11 protein-coding genes are annotated in these 11,931 nt (G+C 68.4%); 5 read left to right on the forward strand and 6 right to left on the reverse strand.

What is annotated here, in order from left to right:
• Positions 1 to 551: 551 nt before the first annotated feature.
• Positions 552 to 2,009 carry a coniferyl aldehyde dehydrogenase gene (locus tag AC1U89_RS24270; RefSeq protein ID WP_479902180.1) on the reverse strand — a complete coding sequence of 486 codons (1,458 nt, stop codon included), beginning with the start codon at positions 2,007 to 2,009 and terminating at the stop codon, positions 552 to 554.
• A 175-nt stretch (positions 2,010 to 2,184) separates the two neighbouring features.
• Between AC1U89_RS24270 and AC1U89_RS24275 the strand changes: the two genes are divergently transcribed.
• Positions 2,185 to 3,246 carry a GGDEF domain-containing protein gene (locus AC1U89_RS24275; RefSeq protein WP_479902181.1) on the forward strand — a complete coding sequence of 354 codons (1,062 nt, stop codon included), beginning with the start codon at positions 2,185 to 2,187 and terminating at the stop codon, positions 3,244 to 3,246.
• Between the two features lie 101 nt (positions 3,247 to 3,347).
• Positions 3,348 to 4,151 carry an enoyl-CoA hydratase/isomerase gene (locus tag AC1U89_RS24280; protein WP_479902182.1) on the forward strand — a complete coding sequence of 268 codons (804 nt, stop codon included), beginning with the start codon at positions 3,348 to 3,350 and terminating at the stop codon, positions 4,149 to 4,151.
• An 84-nt stretch (positions 4,152 to 4,235) separates the two neighbouring features.
• On the opposite strand, the gene AC1U89_RS24285 is transcribed toward AC1U89_RS24280, so the two are convergent.
• Together AC1U89_RS24285 and lipA are read right to left on the reverse strand one after the other, a co-directional pair.
• Positions 4,236 to 4,685 (reverse strand): type II toxin-antitoxin system RatA family toxin, encoded by a 450-nt coding sequence (locus AC1U89_RS24285; protein ID WP_479902183.1) that lies wholly within the window; start codon positions 4,683 to 4,685, stop codon positions 4,236 to 4,238.
• Positions 4,686 to 4,688: 3 nt separating this feature from the next.
• On the reverse strand, positions 4,689 to 5,666 hold the full coding sequence (gene lipA, locus AC1U89_RS24290) for a lipoyl synthase (protein WP_479902184.1): 978 nt from the start codon (positions 5,664 to 5,666) through the stop codon (positions 4,689 to 4,691).
• Between the two features lie 83 nt (positions 5,667 to 5,749).
• Between lipA and AC1U89_RS24295 the strand changes: the two genes are divergently transcribed.
• The 3 genes from AC1U89_RS24295 to AC1U89_RS24305 all read left to right on the forward strand — a co-directional run bounded on the left by AC1U89_RS24295 (position 5,750) and on the right by AC1U89_RS24305 (position 8,998).
• Positions 5,750 to 6,808, forward strand: a complete 1,059-nt coding sequence (locus tag AC1U89_RS24295; RefSeq protein ID WP_479902185.1) for a serine aminopeptidase domain-containing protein — start codon at positions 5,750 to 5,752, stop codon at positions 6,806 to 6,808.
• Positions 6,809 to 6,951: 143 nt separating this feature from the next.
• The gene (locus tag AC1U89_RS24300; RefSeq protein ID WP_479902186.1) at positions 6,952 to 8,505 is read left to right on the forward strand and encodes an AMP-binding protein; all 1,554 of its coding nucleotides are present in this window, start codon (positions 6,952 to 6,954) and stop codon (positions 8,503 to 8,505) included.
• 97 nt (positions 8,506 to 8,602) lie between these two features.
• On the forward strand, positions 8,603 to 8,998 hold the full coding sequence (locus tag AC1U89_RS24305) for a DoxX family protein (RefSeq protein WP_479902187.1): 396 nt from the start codon (positions 8,603 to 8,605) through the stop codon (positions 8,996 to 8,998).
• Between the two features lie 182 nt (positions 8,999 to 9,180).
• On the opposite strand, the gene lpdA is transcribed toward AC1U89_RS24305, so the two are convergent.
• The 3 genes from lpdA to AC1U89_RS24320 form a co-directional block, all read right to left on the reverse strand.
• Positions 9,181 to 10,581, reverse strand: a complete 1,401-nt coding sequence (gene lpdA / locus AC1U89_RS24310) for a dihydrolipoyl dehydrogenase (RefSeq protein ID WP_479902188.1) — start codon at positions 10,579 to 10,581, stop codon at positions 9,181 to 9,183.
• 83 nt (positions 10,582 to 10,664) lie between these two features.
• On the reverse strand, positions 10,665 to 11,141 hold the full coding sequence (locus tag AC1U89_RS24315) for a glutathione peroxidase (protein ID WP_479902189.1): 477 nt from the start codon (positions 11,139 to 11,141) through the stop codon (positions 10,665 to 10,667).
• Positions 11,142 to 11,162: 21 nt separating this feature from the next.
• The coding region (locus AC1U89_RS24320) for a 2-oxo acid dehydrogenase subunit E2 (protein WP_479902190.1) at positions 11,163 to 11,931 on the reverse strand (769 nt) is incomplete at its 5' end.

An 11,931-nucleotide genomic window follows, 5' to 3' on the forward strand; every position in this document is an offset into this window, starting at 1 on the left:
AAGCATGGGAAGGGCGTCGGCCGGCGACCGAACGGCTTTCAGGGGTGGACGAGCGGGAAGGCTTAGTCCGTCGTGTCCCACAAGGACGCCCTGGGTTGGAGTTGGAGCAGGTTCGCCTCAGTCGCGACGAAGCTCCGGCGCTCGGGGGGACGGACCAAGCCGACAGGCCTGGGCTGAAATCGCCCAGGCGGTCCGGAAGGCGCCAACCTTCCGCCCGTCGGGGGCCTCCATCGGAGCGGGTTAAAAATCCGCGATCCGAAGGCTTCCGGATAACGGCTCCACGCGAAGCGCCTGACTTCGTCGAAACGGTACTCACATCAAAGCTTCTCCGGGCGAGGCCCGGGCGCTTCGCACCCTTCCCAAACTTCGCAGCGAGAGCGCGATGACGAGAGGTCGTGCCGGTGAACACTTGCCCCCTACGGATCGCTTCGCGATCGTCTTCCCCCATAGGGGGGAAGAGGGCCCGCGTTTTCGGCCTCCGCCCCCTACGGGGGCGGACAGACCGCGTAGCGGTCAGGTGGGGGCAAGTGGGTGAGCTACGAACCCCTTCCCTACTTCTTGATCTGCCCCGCCAGATACTTCCGGATCGCCGCGCCGTACGGCGGGCGCAGGGCCAGCATCGGGGCGATGTCCTTCTTCAGCTGGGTGAACACCGCCTTCCGGTGGCTGAACTCCAGGAAGCCGTCGCGGCCGTGATAGCTGCCCATGCCCGCCGGACCGACCCCGCCGAACGGCAGGTCCTCCTGGGCGACGTGGAAGATCACGTCGTTGACCGTCACCCCGCCGCTGGTGGTGCGATCCAGCACCATGTCGCGCTCGGCGGTGTCGGTCCCGAACCAGTAGAGCCCCAGCGGCCGGTCACGGCCGTTGATGTAGTCCACCGCCTCCTCGACCTTGCCGTAGGTCTTCACCGGCAGCACCGGGCCAAAGATCTCGTCCTGCATCACTGTCATGTCGTCGGTGGGATCCAGGATCAGGGTCGGCGGGATCTTGCGATGCTCCTGCTGGCTGAAGTCCTCGCCGGCCGGATTGATCTCGACGATCCGGGCGCCCTTGGCCCGGGCGTCGTCCACATGACCCTTGATCCGGTCGTAGTGGCGCTGGGCGACCACGGCCGTGTAGTCGGGATTGTCCTTGATGGTCGGGAAGGTCTTGGCCACGGCGGCCTTGGCCTCGGCCACGAAGGCGTCGACCTGGTCGGCCGGGGCCAGCACGTAGTCGGGCGCCAGGCAGATCTGGCCGGCGTTCAGGGTCTTGCCGTTCATGATCCGCGCCGCGGCCGTGGCCATGTCGGCGCCACGCGACAGGATCACCGGGCTCTTGCCGCCCAACTCCAGGGTGACCGGCACCAGGTTCTCGGCCGCGGCCCGCATCACGTGGCGCGCCACCGAGGTCGCCCCGGTGAACACCAGATGGTCGAACGGCAGGCTGGTGAAGGCCTGGCCCACCTCGGGCCCGCCGGTGATCACCGCGATCTCCTCTTCCGAGAACGCCTTGGCGAACATCGTCTTCATCAGCTCGGAGGTGACCGGGGTGAACTCGGACGGCTTGATCATCGCCCGGTTGCCGGCCGCCAGCACCCCGGCCAGCGGCGCGAAGGTCAGGTTGACCGGGAAGTTCCACGGGCTGATCACCCCGACCACGCCTTTGGGCTGGTACTGGACCTCGGCCTTGGCGCCGAACAGGCCCAGGATCGCCGGCGTGGTCTTGCGCTTCTCAGGGCGCATCCACTTGGCCAGGTTCTCCTTGGCGTGCTTGAGCGGACCGATCGAGCCGGCGATGTCGGTCAGGCCCGTGGCGTCCTTCGAGCGCGCGCCGAAATCGGCGTTCAGGGCGTCGGCGATCTCGGCCTGGTGATCGACCAGCAAGCCGATGCAGCGGTCCAGCCACTCGATGCGGCGTTCGGCCGTCGGGGCGCCTTGTCGCAGGTGGGCGGCCTTCTGCGCCTCGAGGATTCGAGACATCGCGGCTTTCGCCGATTCCAGGTTGAGGTTGGCGGGCGCGTTCACGGTCAGGTTCCTCCCAGCGGCCTGCAGGCTCATCTTATCACCGTTCACAATGCTTGCGACGGAGGGAACACGCAAGTGAACGTCGTTCGTTCTTAACGGCTCGTTTGAACTCTTCGGCCTAGATTGCGGCTCCAAGCGCGCATCCGGGCGATGCGGCGCTGTTGGGGGACTGGAAATGTCGGACGTCGAAACCACGCTGCGCGGCCCTGAGGCCTACAAGATCGCCGGCCGGGCGCTGGGGCTGATGGAGCGCCATCAGGTGTGGCCGACGGCCCTGAACTTCGAGCTGTGGACGCACTTCGTCGCCGATCCGGACGGCGCCCTGGCCCGCGAGCTGACCCGCCTGATCTCGCTTGGTGAGCCGCTGACCGAGCTGCTCAGCGAAGAGCTGGCCGCGACCTACCTGCCCAAGGCCAAGCTGAACGAACAGATCCGCGACGCCGGCGACCTGCTGAGCAAGGAACTGGAATCGGTCTCCAAGGCCATCCAGGACGCCCAGAAGAGCAACGCCGCCTACGGCAAGACGCTGAACGGCGCGGCCAAGGAGCTGGACGCCTCGCAGGACGTGGGCAAGCTGAAGGCCGTCGTCAGCGGCCTGGCCGACGCCACCCGCCGCGTCCAGAAGGAAAACAAGTCGCTGGAGACCCGCCTGGCGGAGTCCACCGCCGAGGTCGATCGTCTGCGCGAGCACCTGGAACAGGTCCGCCGCGACGCCACCACCGACGGCCTGACGAACCTGGCCAACCGCAAGGCCTTCGACGAAGAGCTGGACCGCGCCTGCAGCGAAGCCGACGAGGCCGGCACCACCATCTGCCTGGCCGTGCTCGACATCGACCACTTCAAGGGCTTCAACGACACCTGGGGCCACCAGACGGGCGACCAGGTCATCCGCTACGTCGCCAGCGTCATCGGCCGCGTCGCCGCCCCGCCCCGCTTCGCCGCCCGCTACGGCGGCGAGGAGTTCGCGATGATCTTCCCGCGGGAATCGGCGGCCCTGGTCGCCGGCACCCTGGAAGAGATCCGCGTCGAGGTGTCGTCGCGCATGCTCAAGCGTCGCTCGACCAACGAAGACCTGGGCGCGATCACCATCTCGTCGGGCTTCGCCGAGCGTCGTCCGGGCGAGACCGGCCACTCGGTCATGGAACGGGCCGACGCGGCGCTCTACACGTCCAAGCGCGGCGGCCGCAACCGCGTCACCGCCGCCGAGAGCAAGCCGGACTCGGCCAACGCGGCCTAGTCGCGAGCGCCCTTTCGGGGGCTTCTCAGATTTTTCTGGTCTTCCCCAAGGTTAGTCGCGCGTAGACTCCAGGCGACAACGACGAGCCTTGGGAGGACGCCATGACCTACGAGAAGATCCGGCTGGAAGCCGCCGACGGCCTGGCCGTCGTCACCCTCGCCGATCCGTCCACCCTGAACGCCGCCAGCCTGGAAATGGCCCGCGAACTGGCCCACGCCTTCGGCTCGATCGCCGCCGGCAAGGTCGAAGCGCGCGCCGTGATCCTGACCGGCGAAGGCCGCGGCTTCTGCTCGGGCGCCAACCTGTCGGGCGGCGGCGCGGCGGGCCGCGAGGCCGATGTCGACGGCAAGCCCGACGCCGGCTCGGCCCTGGAAAGCACCTACAACCCGCTGGTCAGCCTGCTGCGCGACTTCCCCCTGCCGATCGTCACGGCGATMAACGGGCCGGCGGCCGGGGTCGGCTGCTCGATCGCCCTGCTGGGCGACATCGTGGTGGCCGCCGAGAGCGCCTATTTCCTGCAGGCCTTCCGCCGGATCGGCCTGGTGCCGGACGGCGGCTCGACCTACCTGCTGCCGCGTCTGGTGGGCAAGGCGCGGGCCATGGAGATGATGCTGCTGGGCGACAAGATCCCGGCCGCCACGGCCCTGTCCTGGGGCCTGATCAACCGCTGCGTCCCCGACGCCGAGCTGATGCCGACCGCCACCGCCATCGCCCAGGAGCTGGCCGCCGGTCCGGCCGCCCTGTCGGCGATCCGCAAGCTGGTCTGGAACAGCCTCGACGCCGACTGGGTGGGCCAGCTGAACGCCGAACGCCACGCCCAGAAGCACGCCGGCAAGACCGACGACTTCATCGAGGGCGTCAGCGCCTTCCTGCAGAAGCGCCCGGCGGCGTTCAAGGGGCGCTAACGGGGACATGCCCTTGGGCGTGTCCCCAACGGCAAGCGTTGCGCTAGAATTTGGGGACACGCCGCGAGGACATGTCCCCCGACTCTATTTCGGCCCGTAGATCGCCCGGGCCCGGTCCTCGAAACAGCCGATCAGCGTATTGGCCGCCCGGTCCAGGTTGGCGGCCAACATGGCGTCGAGGATCTTGGACTTGAACGCGAAGTCGATAACGAACTCGACGGTCGTCCCGGCCTCGTGCGGCAGGAACCGCCACTGGTTCGCCAGGCGCTTGAACGGGCCGTAGAGCAGGCTGACGTCCACCGTCAGGGCCGCGGCGTCGCGTCGGACCCGGGTCGCGAACTTCTCGCGCAGGAACGAGAACCCGACCTGGGCCTCGGCGTCCACGGTCGAGACCTGAGCGTCGGCCCGGCCGTTCCAGGTGCGCATGGCCGTGATCCACGGCACGAACTGCGGATAGGCCTCCACGTCCCCGACCAGCGTGAACAGCTGCTCGGGCGCATAGGGCAGCACCCGGGTGACGACGTGACGGTGCAAGGCTTAAGCGCTCTTGGCGTCCAGCGCCCGGCGCGCGGCCTGCAGCTTGGCGAAGTCCTCGCCGGCATGGTGCGACGAGCGGGTCAGCGGGCTGGACGACACCATCAGGAAGCCCTTGGCCCGGGCGATGGCCTCGTAGGCCTTGAACTCTTCCGGGGTCACGAAGCGGTCGATGGCCGCGTGCTTGCGGGTCGGCTGCAGGTACTGGCCGATGGTGATGAAGTCGACGCCGGCCGAACGCATGTCGTCCATCACCTGCATCACCTCCTCCTTGGTCTCGCCCAGGCCGACCATCAGGCCGGACTTGGTGAACTGGGAGGGATCGCGCTCCTTGACCCGCTCCAGCAGGCGCAGGGAGTTATAGTACCGGGCGCCGGGGCGGATCTTCAGGTAGAGCCGCGGCACGGTCTCGAGATTGTGGTTGAAGACGTCCGGTCGGGAGTCGATCACCACGTTCTCGGCGCGGTCCTTACGCAGGAAGTCGGGGGTCAGGATCTCGATGGTCGTGCCCGGCGAGGCGGCGCGGATCGACGTGACCACCTCCGCGAAGTGGCGGGCGCCGCCGTCGATCAGGTCGTCGCGGTCGACCGAGGTGATGACCACGTGCTTGAGGCCCATCTTGGCGACGGCCTCGGCCACGCGGCGCGGCTCGTCGGGGTCCAGCTGGGTGGGGAGGCCGGTGGCGACGTTGCAGAAGGCGCAGGCCCGGGTGCAGATCTCGCCCATGATCATCATGGTCGCGTGCTTCTGGCTCCAGCACTCGCCGATGTTCGGACAGGCCGCCTCCTCGCAGACCGTGGTCAGCTTGTGCTCGCGCACGATGCCCTTGGTCTCGTTGTACTGACCCGAGCCCGGGGCGCGGACCCGCAGCCAGTCGGGCTTGCGCAGGACCGGCGTGTCGGGACGGTTCTGCTTTTCGGGGTGGCGGACGGCGCGATCTTCGGGACCACGGGCGTTCAGCGTGTCGATCAGGGTGACCATAACGGMCTAGATCGGACTTCCTGGCCTCCAGATCAAGCATGCGTTCTTGCATGTGACGCTAAGGCGCGAAAAGAGTGCCTGGAATGCGTCGCCGTCTCCTGAGTCTGCTGCTGCTTTTGCCGCTCGTCGCATGCCGTGACGAGGGCGTTCGTGCGCCGTTCGCGGAGAGCCGCACACCCCCGTCCCTCGACGTGCGCTTCCAGCCGCCGGCGGGCTGGGCCTGGGGCTATGTAAAGGTCGGCGACGACCGGGTGCAGCGCTACGGCGTCTCCGCCCCCCACGGCGCGCCACGGGGCCAGATCCTGATCCTGCCGGGCTACGGCGAGTCCGCCGAGGGCTGGTTCGAGACGGCGGCCGACCTCAACGGCCGGGGCTATGTGGTCTGGATCCTGGAGCGCCAGGGCCAGGGCGGCTCGGAACGGGCCACGCCGTGGCGCGACCTGGGCCATGTCGAGAGCTTCGCCCCCGACGTCACGGCGACCCGGGCCATGGTCAAGGCGGTGATCCGCCCGCCCCAGGGCGGCGTCGGGGCCCGCGACCCGTTCGTGATCCTCGGCGCCGGCGACGGCGGCCTGGTCGCGCTGCGGGCCCTGGAGGAAGGGGTTCAGGCCGACACGGCGATCCTCTCCTCGCCCAATTTCGACCTCGCCGACCCGCCCCGCCCCAAGGCCCAGCTGATCCGCATCGCCCGCTGGGCGCGCGGCCTGAAGCTGGGCTTCGTGCGCTATCCGGGCCAGGCGGGCTGGAAGCGCGAGGGCCCTGACGGCGTCGCGGCCAGGCTGACCCACGATCCGGCGCGCGGCGCGGTGCAGCAGGCCTGGCAGCTGGCCAATCCMGACCTGCGGATGGGCGCGCCGAGCCTGGCCTGGTACGCGGCCTTCTACGACGCCGTGGACGCTGTCGGGCGCGACCTGAAGCGGGTGCGGACGCCTGTCGTGATGCTGGACGCCGGCCAGGACGTCAAAGCCCTGCCCGAGCCCCAGCGCACGGTCTGCGCCGCCCTGCCCCGCTGCGTCGAGACTCGCTATCCCAGCGCCCGCCACGCCCTGCACCTGGAGACAGATTCGGTGCGGGTCCCCTGGCTGGAAGCGGTGGACCAGGCCCTGCGGACTCGCACGCCCTCACCGCCCGCCAAGCCTTGAACGACAAGGACTTGAGCGCATTTTAGAAGGACCGGTGCGCTTCCGCGCACGTAACGGGTGTTTGCAAAGCGACACGCCGTCGCTAGGGTCCCGCTTCAAACAGACGAGGGCGCGACGTCGCGCTTCCGGGAGGTTTCGCCGGCATGCCGGTAGTTTTCAATGCGCAGGACGGCCGGAAGGCCATCTTCGACGCCCTGCTCGACGCCCGTGACAAGTACGGCGCCAAGAAACTGATCCTCGAGGATCAGGATCGCAATCCGCTGAGCTACACCGACCTGGTGCGGGCGAGCTTCGCGCTCGGCCGCAAGATCGCGGCCATGACCAAGCCGGGCGAACATGTCGGCGTGCTGCTGCCGTCCGGCGCAGGCGCCGTCGTGACCTTCTTCGCCCTGCACGCCTTCGGCCGCGTGCCGACCATGCTCAACTTCACGGCCGGCCTGCGCAACCTGCGCGCCGCCTGCGAGCTGGCCGGGGTCAAGCGCGTGCTGACGGCCCACAAGTTCATCGAGCTGGGCAAGCTGCACGACATCGTCGACGCGCTCGAGCAGAAGGCCCAGATCACCTATCTGGAAGACGTGCGGGGCACGATCGGCCTGGCCGACAAGCTGTTCGCCGCCGCCGCCGGGATCTTCCCGCGCCAGTTCCGCGCTTCGGCCAAGCCCTCGGACCCGGGCGTGGTGCTGTTCACCTCGGGCAGCTTCGGCGCGCCGCGCGGCGTGGTGCTGAGCCAGGCCAACCTGGTCTCCAACGCGATCCAGATCGCCGCCCATATCGAGCTCGATCCGGCCTGGGTGTTCTTCAACCCACTGCCGGTGTTCCACTGCTTCGGCCTGACGGGCGGGGTGATCCTGCCGCTGCTGACCGGCATGAAGGCCTTCCAGTACCCCTCGCCCCTGCACACCAAGCAGATCCCGTCGCTGCTGAAGGACGCCGGCGCCTCGGTACTGCTGGCCACCGATACCTTCGTCAACCAGTACGCCCGGGCCTCGGAAAGCGACGAGCTGAGCGGCCTGAAGTTCGTGGTCTGCGGCGCCGAGAAGGTTCGGGAAGAGACCCACAACCTGATCGCCGAGAAGTTCGGCAACGTGCCGGTGCTCGAAGGCTACGGCGCCACCGAGGCCTCGCCGGTCATCGCGGTCAACAAGCCCGACGACAACCGCCGGGGCACGGTCGGCGGCCTGCTGCCCGGCCAGGACTGGAAGATCGAGCCGGTCGAGGGCATCACCGAGGGCGGACGCCTGCTGGTGCGCGGCCCCAACATCATGACCGGCTATCTGCGCGAGGACGGCGGCGTCGACGCCCCCGAGGGCGGCTGGCATGACACCGGCGACGTGGTGACGGTCACCGACGACCTGTGGATCACCATCAAGGGCCGGGTGAAGCGCTTCGCCAAGATCGGCGGCGAGATGGTCTCGCTGACCGCCGCCGAGGACCTGGCCAGCGCCGTCTGGCCCGACGGTCGCCACGCCGTGATCTCGATGCCCGACAAGAAGAAGGGCGAGAAGCTGGTGCTGGTCACCGACCGCCAGGACGCCGACGTCTCGCCGCTGGTGGCCCATGCGCAGAGCATCGGCGCCCCGGAGTTGGCGGTGCCGCGCAAGATCCTCAAGGTCACCCAGGTGCCCGTGCTGGGCAGCGGCAAGACCGACTATGTCGCCATCCAGAGGATGGCCGATCAGGACGCCAAGGCCGCTTGATGGGCCTGGCGGACATCGCCTCTTTCACGAACCCCGGCGGGCCGCCCTGGCCCGTCGGGGTTTTTCGTTTTGACCGTCGACTAGGAGGGAGATCGACATGGAAAGACTGATCGTCTGGACGCCGCGCGTGCTCAGCCTGCTGCGGATCATCGCCGCCCTGCTCTTCATGGAGCATGGCTTGATGAAGGTGTTCCACTTCCCGGCCCCGCAACCGGGCGCGCCGGACCCACTGCCGCCGATGCTGGTGGCCGCGGCCTGGCTGGAGATCATCGGCGGGGCCCTGCTGGTGCTGGGCCTGTTCACGCGTCCGGTGGCCTTCGTGCTGTCGGGCCAGATGGCCGTGGCCTATTTCCTGGCCCATGCTTCGAAGGGTTTCTGGCCGGCCCTGAACGGCGGCGAGGCGGCGATCCTGTTCTGCTTCGTCTTCCTGTACCTGGTGTTCGCTGGACCTGGCGAATGGAGCGTCGACGCCCAGGTGCGCAAGCGGCCGTAAGCTCGCGATCCCTCTCCCCTTGCGGGAGAGGGCGGCCTCGCGAAGCGAGGTCGGGTGAGGGGTTGAAGAACGACAAAGCCGCGACCGGCCTTTCGGCTGATCGCGGCTTTTGCTTTTGAGAGACCCCTCATCCGTCGGTTATCGCCGACACCTTCTCCCGCAGGGGGAGAAGGATCAGAGACCTAGATGTGCAGGACCCGGCCGTAGGCGTCGAGCGCGGCCTCGTGCATGGCCTCCGACATGGTCGGGTGGGCGTAGACGATGCCGTGCAGGTCTTCCTCGGTGGCTTCCAGGGTGATGGCCGTGACGAAGCCCTGGATCATCTCGGTGACCTCGTGACCGATCATGTGGGCGCCGATCAGGGCGCCGGTCTTGCCGTCGAACACCGTCTTGACGAAACCCTCGATCTCGCCCGCCGCCACGGCCTTGCCGTTGACGCGGAACGGGAAGCGGCCCGCCTTGACGTCGATGCCGGCGGCCTTGGCCGCGGCTTCGGTCAGGCCCACCGAGGCGACCTGCGGGTTGGCGTAGGTGCAGCCTKGGATCGGCGAATTGACGGCCGGGGTCTTGTAGCCGGCGATGTGCTCGGCCGCGTGGATGCCCTCGTGGCTGGCCTTGTGGGCCAGCCAGGGCGGGCCGGCGGCGTCGCCGATGGCGTAGAGGCCGGGGACGTTGGTCTCGCCGTGCTTGCCGGTGACCACGTGACCGCGGTCCATATTCAGGCCGATGGCGTCCAGGCCTTCCGTGTTCGGCGCGATGCCAACGGCGACGATGCAGACCGCGGCGGTCAGGGTCTCGGCCTTGCCGCCGACCTCGACGGCCACCGAGACGCCGTCCTTGGTCTTCTCGACCTTGGTCACCTTGGCGCCGATGCGGAAGGCGATGCCGCGCTTCTCGAAGGCCTTCTGGGCGGCCTTGGAGACCTCGGCGTCCTCGACCGGCATGATGCGGTCCACGGCCTCGACGACGGTCACCTCGGCGCCCAGGGCGCGGTAGAAGCTGGCGAACTCGATGCCGATGGCGCCCGAGCCGATCACGACCAGCGACTTGGGCATGGTCTTGGGGGCCAGGGCGTCGCGATAGGTCCAGATCTTGTCGCCGTCCGAGACCGCGCCGATGGCGGCGATCTCGCGGGCCCGGGCGCCGCTGGCCAGGATCACGCTCTTGGCCTGGATCGTGCGGCTGCCGCCGGCCTTCAGGGCCACGACCACCTTTGGCGACGGGCTGCCCTTCTCGAGCTTGGCCTCGCCCTCGACGACCTCGATCTTGTGCTTCTTCATCAGGAAGGCGATGCCCGAGGACATCTGCTTGGCCACGCCGCGCGAGCGCTCGATGATCTTGCCGAAGTCGAACGAGGCCTTCTCGACCGACAGGCCGTAGCCGCCCAGGTGCGACAGCTGCTCGTAGATTTCGCCGGACTTCAGCAGCGCCTTGGTGGGAATGCAGCCCCAGTTCAGGCAGATGCCGCCCAGGTTCTCGCGCTCGATGATCGCCGTCTTCAGACCCAGCTGGCTGGCGCGGATCGCGGCCACATAACCGCCGGGGCCGGCCCCGATGACGACGACGTCGAATTCCGTGGACATGTCTTTCGTATCCTAGGTTTGACGCCGTCGGGGGGAGCCGTCGGCGTCGGTCGATCGGTCCCGAGGACCGGTCCAGGAGAGGTCTACAGCAGCGCCTCGACGGCGAGCTTCAAGTCTTCAGGCTTGGTGGTGGGGGCGAAGCGCTCGACGACCTCGCCGTCGCGACCGATCAGGAACTTGGTGAAGTTCCACTTGATCGCCTCGGTGCCCAGCAGGCCCTTCTGCTCGTGCTTGAGATAGGCGTAGAGCGGATGGGCCGACGGGCCGTTGACGTCGATCTTGGCCAGGACCGGGAAGGTCACGTCGTAGGTCAGCGAGCAGAAGTTCGCGATCTCCTCGGCGTTCCCGGGCTCCTGGGCCCCGAACTGGTTGCAGGGGAAGGCCAGGACGGTGAAGCCCTTGTCCTTGTACTCGCGGTACAGCGCCTCCAACCCCTCATACTGGGGGGTGAAGCCGCATTTGCTGGCCGTGTTGACGATCAGCAGCACCTGGCCGCGATAGTCGGCCAGGCTCGCGTCCTGGCCGTCCAGCGTCTTGGCGGAGTAGTCGTAGACGGACATTCCTGCCCTCCCCTATGCCGCTTAGACGATCAGGGTCAGCGGCTCTTCGATCAGCGGCTTGAAGGCGGCCAGGAACTTGGCCCCGATCGCGCCGTCGACCACGCGGTGGTCGCAGGTCAGGGTGACGGTCATCACCGTGGCCACGGCCAGCTGGCCGTCCTTGACCACCGGGCGCTGCTCGCCGGCCCCAACGCTCATGATCGCGCCCTGCGGTTCGTTGATGATCGAGGCGAAGGCCTTGATGCCGAACATGCCCAGGTTGGAGACCGAGAAGGTGCCGCCCTGGAATTCCTCGGGCTTCAGCTTCTTGGCCTTGGCCCGGGCCGCCAGGTCCTTCACCTCGGCCGAGATCTGGGCCAGGCCCTTGGTCTCGGCGGCGCGGACGATCGGGGTGATCAGGCCGCCGTCGATGGCCACGGCCACCGCGATGTCGGCGTGGTGGTGCATGGCGATGCCTTCGGGCGTGTAGGAGGCGTTGGCCTCCGGCACGCGCTTCAGGGCCACGGCCACGGCCTTGATGATGATGTCGTTGACCGACACCTTCACGCCCTGGCCTTCCAGCAGGTGGTTGATCTTGGCGCGCGCGGCCAGCAGGGCGTCGATCTCAAGATCGATCGTCAGCGGGAAGTGCGGCACGTCGCGGAAGCTGTCGGTCAGGCGGCGCGCGATGGTCTTGCGCATGCCGTCCAGCGGGACCAAGTCGTACGAACCGGCCGGGATGCCCTGCTGCTCGAGCGAGAGGTGGGCGCGCGGCGCGGCGGCGGCCGGAGCCCCGGCGGCGGGCGCGGCG

This window comes from Caulobacter sp. 05T431 (assembly GCF_056665975.1).